Source organism: Endozoicomonas sp., from assembly GCF_965196975.1.
GTDB lineage: Bacteria > Pseudomonadota > Gammaproteobacteria > Pseudomonadales > Endozoicomonadaceae > Endozoicomonas.
Genome location: NZ_OZ239981.1, coordinates 2,574,852 through 2,594,990 on the forward strand (window position 1 = coordinate 2,574,852; position 20,139 = coordinate 2,594,990).

At 48.9% G+C, this 20,139-nt stretch carries 19 protein-coding genes and 1 pseudogene; 6 read left to right on the forward strand and 14 right to left on the reverse strand.

Annotation, left to right across the window (positions count from 1 at the left end; translation table 11 throughout):
- Nucleotides 1-133: 133 nt before the first annotated feature.
- The 6 genes from ACOCLE_RS11500 to ACOCLE_RS11525 form a co-directional block, all read right to left on the reverse strand.
- Nucleotides 134-685 carry a hypothetical protein gene (locus ACOCLE_RS11500; protein WP_139117616.1) on the reverse strand — a complete coding sequence of 184 codons (552 nt, stop codon included), beginning with the start codon at nt 683-685 and terminating at the stop codon, nt 134-136.
- Between the two features lie 313 nt (nt 686-998).
- Nucleotides 999-1,439, reverse strand: a complete 441-nt coding sequence (locus ACOCLE_RS11505; RefSeq protein ID WP_066017859.1) for a regulatory protein RecX — start codon at nt 1,437-1,439, stop codon at nt 999-1,001.
- Between the two features lie 209 nt (nt 1,440-1,648).
- The gene (locus tag ACOCLE_RS11510; protein ID WP_419533927.1) at nt 1,649-3,229 is read right to left on the reverse strand and encodes a SpoVR family protein; all 1,581 of its coding nucleotides are present in this window, start codon (nt 3,227-3,229) and stop codon (nt 1,649-1,651) included.
- The gene (locus ACOCLE_RS11515) at nt 3,216-4,505 is read right to left on the reverse strand and encodes a YeaH/YhbH family protein (protein WP_419533928.1); all 1,290 of its coding nucleotides are present in this window, start codon (nt 4,503-4,505) and stop codon (nt 3,216-3,218) included. Before ACOCLE_RS11515 ends, ACOCLE_RS11510 begins: the two co-directional genes overlap by 14 nt.
- Nucleotides 4,506-4,602: 97 nt before the next feature.
- Complete coding sequence (locus ACOCLE_RS11520) at nt 4,603-6,525, reverse strand: PrkA family serine protein kinase (RefSeq protein WP_066017856.1); 1,923 nt, start codon at nt 6,523-6,525, stop codon at nt 4,603-4,605.
- Between the two features lie 256 nt (nt 6,526-6,781).
- Nucleotides 6,782-7,045, reverse strand: a complete 264-nt coding sequence (locus ACOCLE_RS11525) for a hypothetical protein (RefSeq protein WP_419533929.1) — start codon at nt 7,043-7,045, stop codon at nt 6,782-6,784.
- Nucleotides 7,046-7,199: 154 nt separating this feature from the next.
- Between ACOCLE_RS11525 and ACOCLE_RS11530 the strand changes: the two are divergent.
- From ACOCLE_RS11530 to phaR, 5 genes and pseudogenes are all read left to right on the forward strand, one after another.
- Nucleotides 7,200-8,161, forward strand: a pseudogene (locus tag ACOCLE_RS11530) (IS5 family transposase).
- A gap of 329 nt (nt 8,162-8,490) precedes the next feature.
- A complete protein-coding gene (locus tag ACOCLE_RS11535; RefSeq protein ID WP_419533099.1) occupies nt 8,491-9,381 on the forward strand; it encodes an IS982 family transposase in 891 nt (296 codons plus the stop codon).
- A 567-nt stretch (nt 9,382-9,948) separates the two neighbouring features.
- Nucleotides 9,949-10,671, forward strand: a complete 723-nt coding sequence (gene phbB / locus ACOCLE_RS11540; RefSeq protein WP_419533930.1) for an acetoacetyl-CoA reductase — start codon at nt 9,949-9,951, stop codon at nt 10,669-10,671.
- Between the two features lie 79 nt (nt 10,672-10,750).
- The gene (gene phaC / locus ACOCLE_RS11545) at nt 10,751-12,583 is read left to right on the forward strand and encodes a class I poly(R)-hydroxyalkanoic acid synthase (RefSeq protein ID WP_419533931.1); all 1,833 of its coding nucleotides are present in this window, start codon (nt 10,751-10,753) and stop codon (nt 12,581-12,583) included.
- 189 nt (nt 12,584-12,772) lie between these two features.
- Nucleotides 12,773-13,213 carry a polyhydroxyalkanoate synthesis repressor PhaR gene (gene phaR / locus ACOCLE_RS11550; protein WP_066016645.1) on the forward strand — a complete coding sequence of 147 codons (441 nt, stop codon included), beginning with the start codon at nt 12,773-12,775 and terminating at the stop codon, nt 13,211-13,213.
- Between the two features lie 9 nt (nt 13,214-13,222).
- On the opposite strand, the gene ACOCLE_RS11555 is transcribed toward phaR, so the two are convergent.
- From ACOCLE_RS11555 to ACOCLE_RS11590, 8 genes are all read right to left on the reverse strand, one after another.
- Entirely contained in the window at nt 13,223-14,017 is a 795-nt protein-coding gene (locus ACOCLE_RS11555) for a 3-hydroxybutyrate dehydrogenase (RefSeq protein ID WP_419533932.1), read from the reverse strand.
- Between the two features lie 15 nt (nt 14,018-14,032).
- Nucleotides 14,033-15,250: a polyhydroxyalkanoate depolymerase gene (locus ACOCLE_RS11560; protein ID WP_256493248.1), complete on the reverse strand. Its 1,218-nt coding sequence runs from the start codon at nt 15,248-15,250 to the stop codon at nt 14,033-14,035.
- Nucleotides 15,251-15,329: 79 nt separating this feature from the next.
- Entirely contained in the window at nt 15,330-16,034 is a 705-nt protein-coding gene (locus ACOCLE_RS11565) for a phasin family protein (protein ID WP_419533933.1), read from the reverse strand.
- A gap of 652 nt (nt 16,035-16,686) precedes the next feature.
- A complete protein-coding gene (locus tag ACOCLE_RS11570) occupies nt 16,687-17,574 on the reverse strand; it encodes an IS4 family transposase (RefSeq protein WP_419533934.1) in 888 nt (295 codons plus the stop codon).
- 47 nt (nt 17,575-17,621) lie between these two features.
- Nucleotides 17,622-17,846, reverse strand: a complete 225-nt coding sequence (locus tag ACOCLE_RS11575) for a hypothetical protein (protein ID WP_419533935.1) — start codon at nt 17,844-17,846, stop codon at nt 17,622-17,624.
- A gap of 56 nt (nt 17,847-17,902) precedes the next feature.
- Complete coding sequence (locus ACOCLE_RS11580; RefSeq protein WP_419533936.1) at nt 17,903-18,484, reverse strand: hypothetical protein; 582 nt, start codon at nt 18,482-18,484, stop codon at nt 17,903-17,905.
- Between the two features lie 250 nt (nt 18,485-18,734).
- Nucleotides 18,735-19,361 (reverse strand): helix-turn-helix domain-containing protein, encoded by a 627-nt coding sequence (locus ACOCLE_RS11585; RefSeq protein WP_419533937.1) that lies wholly within the window; start codon nt 19,359-19,361, stop codon nt 18,735-18,737.
- A complete protein-coding gene (locus tag ACOCLE_RS11590; protein WP_419533938.1) occupies nt 19,336-19,554 on the reverse strand; it encodes a hypothetical protein in 219 nt (72 codons plus the stop codon). The genes ACOCLE_RS11585 and ACOCLE_RS11590 overlap by 26 nt, the downstream gene beginning before the upstream one ends.
- A gap of 266 nt (nt 19,555-19,820) precedes the next feature.
- On the opposite strand from ACOCLE_RS11590, the gene ACOCLE_RS11595 reads away from it, so the two are divergent.
- Nucleotides 19,821-20,123, forward strand: a complete 303-nt coding sequence (locus tag ACOCLE_RS11595; RefSeq protein ID WP_419533939.1) for an isoamylase early set domain-containing protein — start codon at nt 19,821-19,823, stop codon at nt 20,121-20,123.
- The last annotated feature ends 16 nt before the right edge of the window (nt 20,124-20,139 follow it).

A 20,139-nucleotide genomic window follows, 5' to 3' on the forward strand; every position in this document is an offset into this window, starting at 1 on the left:
CAACACGACCCGCCCCGAGCATCTGGAGTTTTTTGCCAATTCGCCTTGGTGGAAAAAAAACCGGTGCGGACTGCAGACCAACACCGGAATCTCTTATGAACCTATATTGACCCCTAATCTGTCTTACCCGTCATTACTCAAATCGTCTCAATTGCGTCGCCAGCTGCTCGGCCGTTTGCAGTTGCGCCGTCATGACTTGCGCTGTGACCGGGTCGTCTGCCTGCTGGGCCAGCTTGATGGTATGCCGGGCGGTCTGAGCGAACGTTTCACAGGCTTTCGCTATCGCTTCAGCGTTCTGATACGTCTCCTGGGTTTGAGGGTCTTCAATACGGGAGTACTCAAACAATTCGTTGTAGTCAGACGGCACACGACGCCCGAACACGCTGATACGCTCAGCAATCTGATACGATGGTGGGAAGGGTTGTACCGTCTGGTTTTGTCGAGCCTGGTATTGGGAGGGCTGGCAGGCCGCTTCCGGAGCCGCAGCCGCCAGCAGCTGCGCAAACTCAGCAGCACGAGCTCCCTGATTGTTCCACCGGGCCGCCTTGATCTGGTTCACAATAGCCTGCTGCTCACTGTAGGCAGCCACCAGTTTCTGGGCCAGTTCGTTTTTTTCGGCAGGTTTGATGCCGGTTGCCGCTTCTTTCAATGTTGAGGCCGTCATGTCGATACTCTCAAATGGCAAGCGTTAGGTACCGGAATCCGATGGACAGGTCATTATTTCTGATCTCACCGATGGTCTCGCTGGCCCTCGCCAAGTGGGTCATCGCCGATAAATCGCAGGTTGACCACCGGAGACATCAGAATAACACCACGATCCCATCGTAATTCCAGTGAATTTAACTATAGCAATGTCGTTTATTATTTTTTTTTTTTTTTGAGATTATTGCTTTACTAAAACATGGCCTGTCATAACCGGAAGTATTAAGTCAGTTTTCTGCGCATCATGCCCGGTGTTCGTCGACGGACAAGACAAAACGACACTGCTCATTTGATCATCAAAACAGGGTGGCCAGCAGTTCGGGTGGGAAGCCCCGGCTGTGCAAAAATTCTCTTTGCTCATTGATCTCCCGGGAGGATACTGGGTGTTTGTGACCAAACTTCTGTTCACGAGCCCATTTTGCCAGGTCCTGCCAGTTAATTCCGGACGCTTTCAGGGCATCGACAATCATCTCCGGCTCAATGCCTTTTTTTTCCAGATCCTGGGCAATGCGGGAAGGGCCTTGCCCTTTGGCCGCTCTGTGCTGAATGAAGCCTTCCACGTAGCGCTCATTACTCAACAGCCGCTCTTTTTCCAGCCGGTCAAGCACATCAAGGATGAGTTCATCGTTATCAGAGAGATAAGACAGTTTTTGCGCCAGCTCGTCGTGAGTGTAATTTTTCTGCACCATCAGGTTCATGGCGGCATGTCTCAGCATGTTGGCGGTAACTTCAGGCATCGCTACGCTCCTGTGAACTGGTCTGCCCGGTGCCAACTCCGGTCAATCTCGGAAGTTGCACGGTGTATGAGAACCGGGGTTGCGATTATTGGTCGATGAACTATGATTCTACCGTCGTTCATCGACATACCTTTGCGTTGGAGCACCAAGTCCCGGTGTAACCTGCACCGGGCACCCCCCCCCACTATGACGCATCCTGCCTGTGAGCTCTAGCGGTTGATCCGCTTCTTTGACGTCACCTTAACCTGTTCTTTGCTGCCGGTGTTTTTCGTAATAAAGGTGTACTGGACGATGTTATCCTGGTCTACCGAGTCCAGTTTGACATCAAACCCCCACAGGCGGTGCAGATGTTTTAGCAGTTCATGGGTACTGTCCCTGTCCAGCGGACGATTCTGGTGCAGGTAATGGCGCAGGGTCAATGAGCGGTCACCCCGGACATCCACGTCGTACACCTGTATGTTGGGCTCCCGGTTGCCCAGGTTGTACAAGGCGGCCAGGTTTTCCCGCAACTGCCGATAGCCCTGCTCGTCATGGATGGCATCCACTTCCAGATAGGGGTTGATGTCGTTGTCATCGATGCTGAATAGGCGCATGTCCCGCATAACCCTGGGGGAGAGGTATTGAAGAATGAATCCCTCGTCCTTGAAGTTCTTCATGGCAAAGTGCACGGCGTCCAGCCAGTCACTGCCCGCCAGATCGGGGAACCATTCACGGTCCTCTTCCGTGGGCTGTTCGCAGATCCTGCGGATGTCCCGAAAGATATTGAACCCCAGAGCATAGGGGTTTATCCCGCTGTACCGCGGATCATCAAAGGCCGGCTGGAACACGACACTGGAGTGTGAATGCAGAAATTCCAGGATAAAGCCTTCGGTGATCAACCCTTCATCGTACATTTCATGCATCAGGTGATAGTGCCAGAACGTTGCCCAGCCCTCGTTCATGACCTGGGTTTGCCGTTGCGGGTAGAAATACTGCGCCACTTTACGCACGATGCGGATGATCTCCCGCTGCCAGGTCTCCAGCAACGGCGCGTTTTTTTCGATGAAATAGAGCAGGTTCTCTTCCGGGTCTTTCGGAAACCGTTCATCTTGGTGCGACTGTGATTGCTCGCTGACCGGGATGGTGCGCCAGAGATCGTTCAGGTTGCGCTGGATGTACGCTTCACGCTCTCGCAAGCGTGCCTGTTCCTGTTCTGCAGAGACCGGGGCGGGGCGAACATAGCGGTTGACACCCTGGTTCATCAGCGCATGGCAGGCGTCCAGCATCTCCTCTACCGCTGCAACGCCATGTTTCTCCTCGCACTGGGCGATGTAGTGCTTGGCAAACAGCAGGTAATCAATGATGGCGCTGGCGTCCGTCCACTGCCTGAACAGGTAGTTGCCTTTAAAAAAGGAGTTGTGGCCGTAGCAGGCGTGGGCGATCACCAGGGCCTGCATGGGCATGGTGTTCTCTTCCATCAGGTAGGCAATGCAGGGGTTGGAGTTGATCACGATTTCGTAAGCCAGCCCCATCCGCCCCCGCTGATAGTTCTGTTGGTTATTGAGAAAGGTTTTCCCATAACTCCAGTGATTGTACATCAGGGGCATCCCCACCGATGAGTAGGCATCCAGCATCTGTTCAGAGCTGATCACTTCAATCTGGTTGGGGTAGGTGTCCAGCCGGAATTTATCCGCCAACCGGGCAAACTCGCGGTCGTAAAGGTCCAGCAGTTCGAACGTCCATTCAGACCCGGTGGACAGCGGTTGTTTTCGCCGGATGGTGTGCTTTTCTGGTGCTTCAGCGACCAACATGAGAGCCCTCCTTTTTTTCAAACAGACGCCGGAAGGTCGGGTAGATATCCGAATAGCTGTGGATGTGCTGCATGGCGAAGTGATCCGGGTAAGATTCGGCTATGGTAGCGTACTCGTACCAGAGGTTCTGGTGGTGCAGGTCGGTAATCTCTACGTAGGCGAAGTATTGGCAAACCGGTAACAGCTTGTCCAGGATGATGTCATAACATTTTGTGGAGTCTTCGCCCCAGTTATCCCCGTCCGAGGCCTGGGCAATGTAGATATTCCACTGGCTGGGCGGGTACCGCCGTTCAATGATGTCATGGGTGAGCAGCAGGGCTTTTGAGACAATGGTGCCCCCGGTTTCCCGGGCGTAGAAGAAGTCGTGCTCATCACACTCCCTCGCCTCACTGTGGTGCCGGATAAAGACCACTTCCACGGCTTCGTAGTTGCGTTCCAGGAACAGGTAGAGCAGCAGGAAAAAGCGCTTAGCCATGTCCTTGATCTCCTGCGTCATGGACCCGGAAACATCCATGACACAAAACATCACCGCCTTGCTGGAGGGCTGGGGCACCTTGGTCATGTTGTTAAAGCGCAGGTCAAAATCGTCAATAAACGGCAGTCGTTTGAGCTTCTTGTTGAGCGACTTGATCTCTTCCCGAAGAGCGGTGGCCTGCTGCTGATCGGCAGGGTCCGGACTCACTTCCATGGCCCTGAGTTGTCGCTTCAGGGTTCGGATCACTTTCCGGTCTTTACCGGACAGGGCGATGCGACGGGCATGGGCAGCCCGCAGTGAGCGCACAATATTCAGCCGGTCCGGGGAACCAGCGGTGGTAAACCCGGCCCGTTTGAGTTGATAGTCGGTGCTGTCTTTCAGTTCTTTTCTCAGCAGGTTGGGCAGCTCCAGGTCATCAAACAGATATTCCAGGAACTCGTCCCGGTTGATCTGGAAGACGAACTCATCTGCCCCTTCGCCACCATCACTGGCCTGCCCCGTACCGCTGCCCTGTCCATCGCCACCCGGTGGCCGCTGAATGCGGTCTCCACGGTGGAACTCGTGGTTGCCAGGATGCACGTGGCCGCAGTGCCCCCCCTGTGCGTGGTGAAAAAACGGCTCACTGAGGTCTTTCCTGGGAATAGTGACGTCACTGCCACTGTCAACGTCGGTGATGGAACGCTGGTCAATGGCATCCTGGACGGCGGCTTTGACATGATGCCGGTAGCGCTTCAAAAACCGCTGCCGGTTCACGGTGCTCTTCTTTTTTCCATTGAGGCGCCGGTCGATGATGAGGCTCATGATGAACGCACTCCCGATAGCTGCAGTGCTCGGTGGATCAGCCCCGCTGAAGGGGCTGGCGATGGGTCCGCGACAGGGCGGGTCAGTCAGTGCGGAATCATTGAGACTTCCGGACCCGGATGTACCATTCTGACAACAGCCGTACCTGTTTCTCGGTATAACCGTGGACCACCATACGGGAAACGAAGTCCGCGTGTTTTCGCTGGTCTTCCTGCGACCCTTTGGCATTGAAAGAGATGACCGGCAACAGGTCTTCGGTATTGGAAAACATTTTCTTCTCAATGACGGTACGCATCTTCTCGTAGCTTAACCAGCTGGGGTTTTTGCCGTCGTGGTTGGCCCGGGCCCGCAGTACAAAGTTGACCACTTCGTTGCGGAAATCCTTGGGATTGGCGATGCCCGCCGGTTTTTCGATTTTTTCCAGCTCTTCGCTCAAGGCGCCCCGATCCAGAATATGTCCGGTATCCGGGTCCCGGAATTCCTGATCCTGAATCCAGAAGTCAGCGTAGGTAATGTAGCGGTCAAAGATGTTCTGACCGTATTCGGAGTATGACTCAAGGTACGCGGTCTGGATCTCCTTGCCAAGAAACTCAATGTATTTGGGGGTCAGATACTCTTTGAGAAAGGCGAGGTAACGGTCCTGGATTTCTTCCGGAAACTGGTGCTGCTCAATCTGCTGTTCCAGGACATAAAGCAGGTGTACCGGGTTGGCCGCCACTTCAGTCGGATCGAAGTTGAATACTTTGGACAGGATCTTGAAAGCAAACCGGGTAGAGAGCCCGTTCATGCCTTCATCCACCCCGGCCATATCCCGGTATTCCTGCAATGGCTTGGCATTGGGGTCGGTGTCCTTCAGGTTATCGCCGTCGTACACTTTCATCTTGGAGTAGATGGAAGAGTTCTCCGGCTCCTTGATCCGTGACAGCACGGTAAACTGGGCCAGCATCTTGAGGGTATCCGGGGCACAGGGCGCGGCCTTCAGCGAGCTGTGTTCCAGCAACTTCTGGTAAATGTGCACCTCCTCACTGACCCGGACACAGTACGGCACCTTCACGATGTTGACCCGATCGATGAAGGCTTCATTGGTCTTGTTGTTCCGGAAGGACTGCCATTCGGACTCATTGGAGTGCGCCAGCAGAATCCCCTCGTAGGGAATCGCCCCCAACCCTTCGGTGCTGTTGTAGTTGCCTTCCTGGGTGGCGGTCAGCAGCGGGTGCAGCACTTTGATGGGCGCCTTGAACATCTCCACGAATTCCATGATGCCCTGGTTGGCCCGGCACAACGCCCCCGAAAAACTGTAGGCGTCGGGATCGTCCTGGGAATACTCTTCCAGCTGGCGAATATCCACCTTGCCCACCAGGCTGGAAATATCCTGGTTGTTTTCATCACCGGGTTCGGTTTTGGCAATAGCGATTTGATTCAGCCGGCTTGGGTAGAGCTTAACCACCCGGAACTGGGTGAGGTCGCCCCCAAATTCGTTCAGGCGTTTGACCGCCCAGGGAGACATGATGTAATTGAGGTAGCGACCGGGAATGCCGTATTCCTCCTTGAGAATAACCCCATCCTCATCAGGATTGAACAGCCCCAGCGGGGATTCAAACACCGGCGAGCCTTTGATGGCGTAAAACGGTACCCGTTCCATTAACTGCTTCAATTTTTCGGCCAGAGAAGACTTGCCGCCTCCCACCGGGCCAAGCAGGTAGAGTATCTGTTTTTTCTCTTCCAGCCCCTGAGCCGCGTGTTTGAAATAAGAGACCATCTGCTCAATGGCCTCTTCCATACCGTAAAACTCTTTGAACGCCGGGTAGCGTTTGATTAACTTGTTGGAGAAGATGCGGCTCAGTCGCGGATCACGGGCGGTATCAATTACTTCTGGCTCACCAATGGCTTTCAGCATGCGCTCGGCCGCATTGGCATAGACCGACGGGTCCTCTTTACAGAGTTTGAGATAGTCCAGCAGACTCAGCTCTTCCTGTTGAACCGCTTCATACCGTTGCTGGTATTGCGCAAAAATGGACATAGTAGACATCCCACCGTTATGGATAGAGAGGAAGAAAGAAGACATCGGATCGGATCAGACAGCAGGGCAACACAACCGCCTCCTTGGTTCCATGAATACAAATGCACGCCTCCCACGAGGCCTGTAGCCTGAAAGGCAATCAACGAGTCTCTCCGTGAAATGATCAACGAATCAAACCTGGGTATCACTTGAAGCAAAAAAGACCGGTACAGCACGCATACCGTGACTGAATGAGGCGCAGGCTATGTTGATGAAGTTACCGGCTCTTTCGGTAACAGTCCCTGATGCCGACCTCTTTCAGGGGGTAACTGTCAATCAAATGATGATAAATCTGACTGCTCTGCTGTTCACAGGCAAGGGCGATCTGTCGTTCAATGTCGGAAAGGTTCGCTTGTGCTGCCACCGCTCGTTGAATCACGGCATGGACATCCACATGCAGCGCTCTGGCTTTGCTGAGCAAATCGGCAGAGAGGTCGGTTTCAAATGCAACAGGGCTTTCATAAGTAGTTTTCATAGCCATAATTACTCTCTTTACTCATTATCTGTCGCTTAATTGTAGCAAATAGAGTTAAATCATTTTTGGAACCGGCATCAGGAATAAAGTTAGGGAAAGTGCGAATAAGTCTCGGGTCATGAGATAATATTTCTACCGCTTCCAGCTTGGGTTTCTATCAATGAGTCAGCTCAGTTTTTCAGATAGTGAGTTTTTGCAAAAACGCAGAACAACCCGAAAAGAGCGCTTTTTTGCCAAAATGGAAAAGCTTGTGCCATGGCAAAGAATTATCAGTGTCATTGAGCCTTATTACCCAAAGCCTGGTAATGGTCGTCGCCCTTACCTACTGGAGGTGATGGTTCGTATTCATTACCTCCAGCAGTGGTACAGTCTCAGCAACGAGGGCATGGAAGATTCATTGCACGAAATTTCATCCATGCGTCTGTTTGCCGGATTATCGCTGGACAAAGCCATCCCTGATCGCACAACCATCATGAACTTCCGGCACTTGCTCGAAAAACACCAGCTGGGGCGAGCGATTTTTACTGAGATTAATAACTGGCTTACGGACTCTGGTGTCATCCTGAAAGAAGGCACCCTGGTGGATGCCACCATTATCGAAGCACCGACGTCGACCAAAAATAAAGATAAGCAGCGTGATCCTGATATGCACCAGACTAAAAAGGTTAATCAGTAGCACTTCGGTATGAAGGCTCACATTGGCGTTGATGCCTGTACCGTGCTGACTCATAGTCTTACAACCACTTCTGCCAATGAGCATGATCTCAATCAGACAGGAGAACTGCTCCATGGGTTGAGCAGTTTATATTCAGTGATTCCGGTTACCATGGAGCAGAACAACGCCCCGAGTTGCAGGATGTGTCTGCTGAGTGGTTTATCGCTGAAATTCCATCCCGGCTCAAAGAGCTGAAAAAGCACCCTCGAAAGAATAATGATGCATTGAAATTGGAATACAACAAGGCCAGTATCAGGGCATTTTTGGAGCATCCCTTCAGAATCATCAAATGCCAGTTTGGTTTTGTGAAAGCCATCTAAAAAGGGCTTGAGAAAAACGACAACAAGCTGGCAATACTGTTTGGGCTGGCGAATATCGTCAGGTTTGGTCAAATGATTCGGGCATAGGGTTGACCCGCCCGAAAACTGTAAGATATTACCATTTGTGTGTGAATATTAGAGACTTTTCCATCAAAACCTGAGAAGCAGGCCAGTTTGAAAAGGATTAACCCATCAACTTATGAAATGGACTGGGTTGTTCGCACTTTATTTATACGACTACCGACTTCTGTTTTATAGACTCACTCTCTCGATATTTTCAGAAAATTCCAGATGCTACTTTTTTAAAGAAATTGTAAGTATATACGCCATGTGCGACTTTTAGGTTTGCATAAGGAGACATGACTGATCCTGCTTTCTGCTATTAAAAGCAGTAGAAAGCAAAGAAGGTTTCAGTCATGCCCGTTGAAGAGTTTATCACTACAGTCTACTGCTTGATCGACGATTTGGTAAAAGAGCTTTTTCCTGTACCACTGCGACTTCGAGGGTTTCCACCAAAGCTCACTGATAGTGAAGCGATCACCATGGAAGTTGTCGGTGAATGGCTTGGGCATCATAAGGACACTGAGATTTGGAAGTATTTTACCCGACACTGGCGACACCTGTTTCCTGACATTCCTTCACGCTCGGCATTTGTCAAACAGGCCGCCAACTTATGGCATGTGAAACAACGACTGCAAATTCGTATAGTCCAGATGATGCATGCAGATAATGCAGATATCCATTTAATCGATGGTTTTCCGATTGATGTTGTCGTCAGAACCCGTGCACCACAGAGCCGTATCTTTAAAGCTGAGGCTGGTTATGGTTACTGCGCTTCCAAGGACAAGAAGTTCTATGGCTTTCAGGGGCATTTGCTGGTTGAAGCACGAGGGATTCCTGTGGGTTTTACTCTGACCGCAGCGAACGTAGATGAGCGTGATGCAGCCTATGACATGCTCGAGACCATTTCTGGCCTCTTGCTTGGCGATAAGGGCTATATAAGGCCTGAGTTTAAAGCTGATTGTCAGGAATTAGGTATTGATCTTCAGACGCCACTGAGAAAAAACATGCAAGATGAACGTCCGAAGTCGTTTGTAAAGCTGGTATTACGGGTACGACGGAGAATAGAAACAGTGATAGGTCAATTGACAGAGCGCTTTGAAATAGAAAAGTGCCATTGTCGAGATAGATGGCATATGACATCACGTATCGCTCGGAAGTTACTGGCACATAATATTGGTTCTTATCTGAATATAATTGCTGGTCGTCCTGCAATACAGTTTGAGAACCTTATTTCCGAAGATTAAAAAACGGAAAGCAAATAATTGCGTGATTTTGAAGATACAACTTGGACTTACCATCATGCTAGCCCGGATATTTCATAAACGTGCTCCCGTTCTCGCTTGTCCTTTGCCGCCCTAAGGGAGTTTTGCTCGGTCGACCGTACTCCCCGGTACGGCACTCCCTCACAAAATCCCTTAGGGCGACAAAGTCCTGCCCGAGATTCGGGGCAGTTTATGAAATATCCGGGCTAGTAATTTGAGATAGTTTCAGACAAAGTCGCACATCGCGTAAGTATATATATGAAAGTATATCAAATAGAACCTAAACGATTAAAGACGTCTATAATTTTTTAGTACGAATTTTTTACTGGTTAATGCTTGTACACTGGACTGACAGAATATGTACAACCAACTGAAATTGTATATGTGAGCCAGCCTTACTCAATTAGAAAATATGATTTTACTTGGTTAACTCCCTAGAGAGGGATAGGCGAAAACACGCTTAAACCGATTTATTGCAAACTTGCTTATAGCATTTGGCTTTATCTATAAATACTTGATATTTATTATCGTGATTTGGAGGCGATACAATTGAGCAAAATAGCGATCGTGACAGGTGGTACTCGAGGAATTGGTGAAACAATCAGTACTCACCTCAAAGACCTAGGTTACACCGTTATTGCAAATTACGTAAGCAATGATCAAGCAGCACAAGCATTTATGGATCGTACCGGTATCCCTGTTATTAAGTTTGATGTAAGTAACTTTGCAGCCACCCAAAAGGGTATCTCGCAGATCGAAGTAGACTTCGGCCCTACTGATATCCTTATCAACAACGCAGGCATTACACGCGATAAAACCATGCACCGAATGGACGTCGAACAGTGGGACGCCGTCATTCAAACCAACCTTGCCTCTTGCTTCAATACCTGTAAGGCCGTGATCGAAAATATGCGTTCCAGGAATTTTGGTCGTATTGTCAATATTGGTTCAGTCAATGGGCAGTCAGGCCAATACGGCCAAGTCAATTACGCCGCTGCAAAATCCGGTATACAGGGCTTCACCAAAGCACTGGCGCTTGAAAGTGCGGCCAAAGGCATCACCGTCAACGCCATCACCCCGGGTTATGTTGACACCGATATGGTTCGCGCGTTACCTGAAGCCATCTTGGAAAAAATCACCGATAGTATTCCCGTTGGTCGACTGGGTACACCTAAAGATATTGCCCGAGCAGCGGCCTTCTTAGTCAGCGATGACGCTGGTTTTATCACCGGTTCTACACTCTCTGTTAACGGCGGCCAACACATGTACTAATCGACAGTCGATACTTATTGATTCGCTGACACCTAAGTACCTCAATACTTTGGGGGGCATTAATTGGGAGGAGGTAAGGTTGGTAAACCAGAGTGATCACTTCGAGCAGCTATTCAGCAGCCCCCTAGTGAAAGAAGTAGCTGAAGGGTTCTTAAACCTTCTGGATAATAGTCTCTCCCATGCCATGCGAAACCGGCACGACCGGTTAACCCCCAAGGCTATCCTCGAAAATCTGATTAAACAGTGGCGAGAGCAACCCGTACAAATGGACGCAGCTCAACTGATTAAGCTTCAGATGGATTTTATGGAAAATCAGCGGCAGCTTTGGCAACAAGTTGGCCAGGCTTTTTTTAAAAAACAGACCCTGTCTCAATTTACTGACGAGGGCGAGCGCGACCCTCGTTTTCAGGATAGTGACTGGAACACAGAGCCTGTGTTTTACTTCTTAAAACAAGCCTATCTGTTAAACGCAAAAATGCTGGAAGATCTCGTCGAGCAGTTTGAATTTAAAGATCCCCAATTCAAGCAACAAACGAAGTTCTTCACCCGTCAGTTTGTCAGTGCTCTTTCACCTGCGAACTTCGCATACAGTAACCCGGAAGTTTGCCGCGAAATCCTCAAAAGCAAGGGCTCCAACTTACTAAAAGGCATGGAAAATCTAGTTCGTGACCTCAAACAAAGCCCAGCCGATGCTTTGAATATTTTGCAAACGGATCTTGAGGCTTTTGAACTCGGTACAAATCTTGCCGCCACACCAGGTGAAGTGATCTACCAAAATGACCTGATGCAGTTAATTCAATACACTCCGGATACCAAAAAATGCCTACAGCGACCACTGTTGTTTGTGCCACCGTTTATCAACAAGTACTACATTCTTGACCTCGATCATAAAAAATCGATGGTGCACTGGCTCGTTAAACAGGGTTTCACCGTCTTTATGATTTCCTGGGTCAATCCATCGGCGCAAATGGCTGATAAGCAGTTTGACGATTACATGCTTCAAGGTCCGGTGGCAGCTCTTGATGCAGTGGAAGCTATCACGGGAGAGAATAAGATCAACACCGCTGGTTATTGCGTTGGTGGTATGCTGCTGGCCACTACGCAATCTTACCTGCAAAATATTGGCGACGAACGTATCAACAGCATGACATTTTTCACGACCCTTCTCGACTACGATGAGCCAGGAGAAATAGGAAATTTTATCTCCGAACAAATATTATCCCATTTAGAAAAAGAGACTGGCACTCATGGTGTGCTGGATGGTCGTATTCTGGGTATGAGCTTTAGTCTTTTGCGTGAAAATAACCTCTACTGGCCATTTTATATTAACAACTATCTCAAAGGGGAAACACCCTCCGCATTTGATATCTTATACTGGAACAGCGATGCAACCAACTTGCCCGCCAATACCTTTAACTTCTATATTCGCAACGCCTATCTCAACAACTGCTTTGTTGAGGCCGGTAGCGTGATCCTCAATGAGGTACCCATCAATCTGTCTACGATAAACCTACCCACTTACTTTGTAGCCCCTAAAGCTGATCACATTGTTCTTTGGGAAAGCGCCTACCAAAGTGCTCGCCGTCTTGGCGACGGAATCAGCCGCCAGGCAGCCATGAAGCGCTTCATCTTAGCTGGCTCCGGCCATATTGCTGGCATTATCAACCCCGCTGAATCGGGTAAATACCCTTACTGGGCCTGCGACAGCAGTGTCGGCAATGAAGGTTTACCGGAAGATCCCCACGCTTGGCTAAACGAGGCCACCAAGGTGGAGGGCTCCTGGTGGTGCGACTGGTATCATTGGCTGGCAGGCCTTTCAGGTGACAAAGTCGATGCTCAGAAAGTTGGGATACATCCAGATTTTCCAGCGCTGGAACCCGCTCCTGGTAGCTATGTAAAAGTGCGGATTTAAAACAATATCAAGATTGATATCGCCTGTAATTATTGACCAATCAGTATTCTCATTAATGCCACGATCCATCATAATCGTGGTTTTTTATGCTGTGAATTTATCCTCCAACGGGATATTGAGGGAACCGCTACTTTGAAGTTACCTGCTCCCTTAATGTTTTCTTCAACCTTCACCATGTAGGAGCTGGCTTTGATCACAATCAAAAAGTATCCCAACCGACGATTGTACGACACATCTCAGAGTCAGTACGTTAATCTTGACTATGTAAAATTATTAACTCTGGAGCATATTGACTTTGCAGTAGTTGATTCTAAAACTGGCGATGACATCACCAAGAGCATTCTCCTGCAGATCATCAGTGAACAGGAGAGTAGTAACGAGCAATCATTGCTTACAGATACGTTGCTGAAACAACTGATTCGTTTTTACGGCGATGATATGCAAGTTTTTTTACGTCAATACCTGGAGCAGAGTCTGAACCACTTCCTCAAGCAACAGGATACGATGCAAGGCTTGCTTAAAAATATGATTGATGCTGGTCCTATCGGCATGATCAGTAAAATCATGGAACAAAACCTCGACACTTGGCAAAAATTCACCCACCAAGACTCAGATAATGAGGAAAAATAAGCCGATGAATTAGCGGGCGGTCCAGGCTCCATCCAACACTATTGTCTGCCCCGTCATATTTCGGCTCACTGGGTTCAACAAAAACAAAACGCTACCAGTAACCTCTTCCAAAGAAATAAAACTTTGCTTCGGCATCGGGGCCAGCATAATCTTACTGATCACTTCATCTTCGCTGATACCGTAGTACTTAGCCTGGTCAGCAATCTGCTTTTCCACTAGCGGCGTTTTTACATAGGCTGGACAAATAGTGTTAATGGTGATGTCGTACTCGGCCACTTCTAACGCAATGGTTTTACTAAAACCGAGCAGACCGTGCTTCGCTGCGATATAGGCGCTCTTATAGGGTGATGCGATCAAACCGTGAATTGAGCCTATATTCACAATGCGCCCATATTTTTGTTCTTTCATCATTGGCAAAAAAGCGCGGGTCAACATGGCAGGTCCTACCAATAGCACATCGATAACCAGCTGCCATTTATCGACAGGAAATTCTTCCAACTTTGCCACATGCTGAATGCCCGCGTTATTGACCAACACATCAAGTCGAGTAAATTCTCCCTTGATGTTTTTTCTACAAGCATCGATACTTTCTTGATGGGTAACATCTAAATACAAAGCTGATGCACTACCGCCATGCTCACATATAGTTGCGACTATACTCTCTGCTGCCTTCAGGTCGATATCGCTGATCACTACATAAAAACCATCGCGGGCTAGCTCTCTGGCAATAGCGGCACCTATACCACTTGCCCCACCGGTCACCAGTGCGACAGGCCTATTCGCGTGTTGCTCACTCAAACTCATGAGTTTATTCCACCCTCAACTGTAATCGTGAATAAATTCAGTCACCAAAGGACGTACATACTTTCGAAACCTGGAGCCGCTGAAAATCCCATAGTGGCCAGCCCCCTCCTGCAAGTGATGACAGCGCATTGTCTCGGGTATGTTTTTACACAGAGCGTGCGCCGCTTGCGTTTGTCCTATGCCACAGACATCATCACTAGCACCTTCAACCGTCAGTAGAGCCGTATTATTGATCGCCCCAAAATTGACGGACTTGCCATTGTAGGTGATGGAGTTGCGAGCCAACGCATTAGCTTTAAAAACACGTTCTATAGTTTCCAAATAAAATTCTGCGGGGATGTCTAATACGGCCATATATTCATCGTAGAAGGCTCGGAAACAATCAGCGTCTTCCTCATCGCCCTCAAGCAAGTTCTGAAAAAAACCCAGGTACTTAGAAATATGCATGTCAAGATTCATCGATAAAAAACCGCCCAACTGCAGGAAGCCTGGGTAGACTTCGCGTCCTTCACCGGGGTAACCTGGCGGCACCGTCATAATGGCAAATCCACGAAACCAATCCATACTGTGCTCTTGGGAATATTTATTAACACGGGTAGGATTTTTACTGACATCAATGGGGCCCGCCATTAGCGTCAAGGTTTTTGGTGTAGAGGTACTTTTTTCTTCCGCCATCACGGCAGTGGCAATCAGTGCCTGCACCGCTGGCTGACAGATGGCAACCAAATGAACGTCCTGACCAAGGAACTGAAGAAAATCGATCAGATAACTGACATGAAGGTCAAAGGTAAATGCTCCTTCATCTAAAGGTACTTCCCGAGCGTCTAACCAGTCAGTAACGTAGACCTCATGATCGGGCAAGAGTCCTTCCACCGTGCCCTTCAACAGCGTGGCGTGATGGCCTGACAACGGTGCTACCAGTAGGACCTTGTTTTTATCTTCCCTTCCTACTCGCTTGAAATGGACTAACTCGCAAAAGGATTTTGAGAGCACAACCTCCTCTCGGACGCGAACAGTTTTATCATTGATCAACACGCTATCAATATCAAAATCAAGCTTTTCATAACTCTTGGTCAGGCGCATTGCAAACTCCAACGCAGCGTTGGTCGTTCGCCCAATGGGAGTATGACTGTATGGATTGAGTGGGTGGGTGCCAATATCCAGTATAAGGCCATATATATTGTGCATGGCGCTGGCACTTTTATTATAGAAATCGTATGCCTCGTATCTCATAGGTCACCCTTTATTAGACAGGCATAACAGCTTGAAGCCAGTTAAAAAGCCCTTCAGAGAAGAGCTACGGTGATCTTTACTACTTATTGGTAGCCGCTGAAGTTTTTGTCGTAGACTTGGCCGCTTTAGCCCTCACATCAACCGCCGATTTATTGGCCTCAGTGAAAGCACTTTTCATCATTTCACCCACTTTTTCCTGGGCTTCAGACATGACTGCGTAGGTGTTTTTTGCAGTGTTCACCATTTTTTCCTGCAGATTCTCAGTGTATTCCTTCTGAGCCTCCATGACTCCTGACATATCTTCATGACGCCCCAGAGACTGAGCAAAGCTAGCACTGTCTTTAACCATCCCTGTCAGCCAATCGGCTTGCTGCTTCATTAGCTGTTCGAATACCTTAAGATTCGTAGCAGCAGTAGTTTTGAGTGAAGCTTTGGAGGCTTTGGATGTCACATCAGCAACAGATTCCTTAGCTTCGGTGAAAGCGTCTTTCATCAATTCACCTACTTTTTCCTGAGCTTCAGTTATCACGGCATAGGTATCTTTCGCAGTGGTGACAATATTATCCTGCAGGCTCTCAACGTATGCTTTTTGAGCCTCCATAACTCCAGACACATCGTCAGGATGACCCGCAGACTGAGCATAATTAACATAGCCTTTGATCATTCGGGTTATTAGGCCTGTCTGCTTCTGCAACAACTGCTCACACACCTTGGCATTAATATCAGCCAGCTCGCTCATTGGTTTCATGGATTTTTGATACTGCTCAGTGATCTGCTCAAGCATAACATCTCTCCTGAAAATCTTTTATGCTGCAATGCAACAATAAACAATTAAATTGTTAAAAATACACGACTATTAGTCAACAACATATTCGCCGTAATCCAGCATTTTTGATACAAATAAGAAATAGTTCAGAAGCCACTTAGAATAAAGTATGCCCCACCTAACACGCTCCCTAAAATGTCATTCCTTCCTTTTTTAAATGGGTCTTATTTCAGTTGCTCAATGGATGCCTAACCGCTGCCCCTTGTAAACCCGAAGACCATAGGATCTTCGGGCTCATTATTAACTCACCAGGTAATCTCTTGGCCCCACTGCCCAGCCTTACGTACCACCAACGACGACAACGGCAGATAAATCACCACCACCAGCCACTACTGTCCGGTTAAGCATAAACCAGCTCCAGGCTCCCCTGATTATGGTGTAAATTGACTTTGTTTTTCTCTGGCGGATCGGTGAATAACTCTAACAACGAGCAGCGACTGGTTAGGTTCAGGCCGACTCTGCGGGCTATTTGCTGTAGTGATAATTTACAGTGTGTTGTGATCTGGGTAAGCCTCAGCAACAGGTAGACTATCATGGCTGAGAGCACTTGGATTTTGACTGCATTTTCGCTCTGCCCAAGGAACCGTTTGATCTTCAGGTTCTGCTTGATTCATATGAAAAACAGTTCTATCTGCCACCTGGATTTATAGAGATCCGCTATCTCCTGAGCCGTTCTGACAAGGTCATTGGTGATAAACGACAGCACCTTTCCATCGTCCTCTCTGACTATCGTTACACTTCTCAGGTCTGTTGGACAATCCTTTTGAGCCTTAACCGATGAGAGACGAATAATCTGATCCTCCAGAATGTGGCTGGCGGTGGTTTCCCGGTTTTCAATGACCTCATAAATAGCATTCGATTTCATGCGTCCAACAAAACGTGTGCCCTGCTGCGTCAAGCTGTAGTACCAGCCATAATCATTGTAGGCGCGGTCTACGACATAGGTTGCTCCCGGTATAATGGGAAGTTTGTGCGCTGCTTTTCGGTCATTTATCTTGGCCGCCGTCATTTCAAAATAGGTCGGTATGTCTGCATCCGGATCGTAAACGGTATGCAGCTTGATGCCCGCCTTTGTACTTCGGAAGCTTGCCCATTCGAACTGATTGAGATTCATGTCAATGGTTGTGGAATCAATCAGGCGAACCATCTCTTCTTCCACTTTTCTGGGTAGCTCTCCCCTGACTTTGCCGAGAAGGTAGAAGAACGTTTCCATAAAGATAGCGGAAGGGCGATTGTTATTGGCATCGGACAGGGATGACCGCTTTATACGCTCTACGCCAAGGTGATAGTGGTGATTACGCTTGGTATTGAAGTTCTCCTCCAAGTCACGGAGAGACGTTCGGCCCGTCATTTGGGCAAACATCAGGCTGATAAGCTGAGTCCAGCACGGCAGACTACGTACGCGGTGATCACCTTTGTGACGGTCAACAGCCTTCTGGAATTGGTGGCGGGGAAGGTGTTTGAGCAGTTGATGGAAAACGCTGTTACTATGCTTCATGCCTGTCCTTTGCTTTTTGTGAAGTAGCTGTTTCGGCAACCGCTATTTTACCGAAAGTCAGTTAGGACAGGCATTTCCTGCGATCTCTGTTTTTTTAACCGGACAGCAGTGACCACCAGCACCTTCAGCCAGGCAATGCCCCACACCTGCTGATGAAGTTTAGGGTTCTGCCAGAAGGCACCAAACAGAAACAAGGCACACACTGGCGTGAACACCACCTGAACCAGGCTGTTGGATAAAAACGCACGCAGCTCAAACCACTGCGGATTCATCCACCGGCGAAACAACTGGAAAAACCAGATATTGATGTTGTCGGTAATCCACAGGGCTACGGCCAGTTCAGCATACCAGCCTGTGGGTAATGGCCTATCGCTTCTTCAAATACCAGCGTTTCGTGGCTGAACCCGGTGTGATCAAACACTGGCAGCCATAGCGCCAGGGTCTGTATCCCCCATCCCAGCATCGACAGAGTCATTAATACCCACACTGTCGAGTTCAACAGTCGTCGTGCATTACGCCGACCGTATAACTCCGAAACCGGATTAAGAAAGCAGAAGCTCAACGGGAACAGTAATGACGCCAGGGTAAAATCTACGCTCCACCAGCCAAAGTGGGAACCGAACAACAGCGGGCATAGAATCAGTGTGGCCATATACAGCCCCCACAGGTAGACCAGCAGCGGCTGATCACCCACCAGGGAAAAATTGTGGCCGCCACCTACGCCACGGTCTGCAACAATATCCTTACGCCCTTTCAGGTACGGATAGAGCCTCGCCTTGCACTGCCATGACTGCGTTGCCATTTTCCCGGAACGGATAAAAGACTCAATATCAGAGCTGCTGGTCACGTCGAATTGGTCGATGGTGGTAATGGTGTCAGTACTGCGATCGAATGATGTAAATTTCTCCATTAGGTTTCGTACCTGTATGAAATTTATAGATCGCTTACATCACTTGCAGCACAAGGGAAGTGGCCATTCGACAGCCCGGACAACTGAATAGGCTACCGTTATCGGGATACCACACCCGGCTAAAAAATGATAAAGCTGTTGATCTACCGTTCAGCCTCCTCTGGGCTGCACGGAACATCCGACGTGGGATTATGGGTTAACAGGTTGTATACCGGTTTATCCACGGATTTTGTGGATAACTGGGAAGCTCTCAGTCAGGCAACTCGATCTTCCAGTAATCCATATTACGTACCCGACCAACCACTTCCCAGTCCGGCTGCTGGGTACTGCTGACCTCCAGTCCGGAATAGGTGCAGGTAAACGTAAATAACCGTTTATGGCCATGAACCGTTTTCCAGGCCAGAAACAGGCCGGGGCCCGGGCGAAGTTCCTTTTCCACGGTCAGCAGGGTACAACCGGGGAAGGACTCCACCATTTCCGGCACATAAAAAAAACGGTAAGCACTGGGCTGCCGGTATGCATGGTAAGGACTGTTGAACAAATCCGGCACCCTGGCAATCACGTCATAGAGGTCGCCTTCGGTGGGCACCACCATCACCTTGGTAAGCATGGTGGTCTGCTGCCAGGCATCCTCCCGGTGTACCACGGACTCATGATCATGGGGGTCACCCCGGCCTGTGGAAAACCACACAGGGCTCACCCCCAGGGCTCTGGTCAACACTTCAAGGTACTTCTGCGGGTTACCTATTTCCCCCTTGGCCAGGCGATAGAGGTAATTCTGGTCAATACCGGATTTCCGGGCCAGCTTGGGAATACTGGCAATGCCTGCCAGCTCCATGGATTTTGCCAGTCTATCGGCAATGTCCGGGTGGTTCATAACGGGTAACCCTTAACAACCGGTATTGTTGCAGCCTGACAAACACAACCCAAAGCTCCCGGTCACTCATCTCATCCAGCAGGGGGATAAAATTATCCAGCACCCCATTGACCTTCCGTGAACTTAACCTGTCTGTTTCCTGTTGAGGCTTGCCAGTGCCGTCTGCTACAGCTGCTTCCAAATCTACGTCCATGTGACTGGGTTCCGTAATGTTTGAGAAGAAAACTGCTTGCCCAGAAAACATCGTAAACAGCATACATAAGGATTACAATACAAAAAATTGCATTTCTTTGCATACTTCAGCAATCATTACTCGAGAAAGAACAGATTGCACCACTCAAGGTCGGTAAAAATCGGAATTACCAACATTCATTTGCCCACGGTTAGTGATCGCTGTACGGTTAGTGATCGCTGTAACGTAGTTTTTCACGCCGTGAAAACCTTGAGGATTGATTGGCCATGCTGAAGAAAAAAACGATCAAAAAAACAGCGGAAACCGAAGTGACGTTTGAGTTTGCTCAACCGGGCATCAAGTCCGTGTCGCTGGTTGCGGATTTTAACCAGTGGCAACCCGTCTCCATGAAATACCACAAGAAAGAAAACGCCTTCCGCTCCAAAGTAAAACTGCCCGGCATCAAAGCCCTCCATTTCCGTTATCTGCTGGATGAGACCATCTGGGAGAACGACCATAACACAGACGACTACGTGCCCAACCCTTACGGCAGTGATAACAGTGTGGTCTATACAAAACTCAGAAAGTAATACCCATCAAATTTAT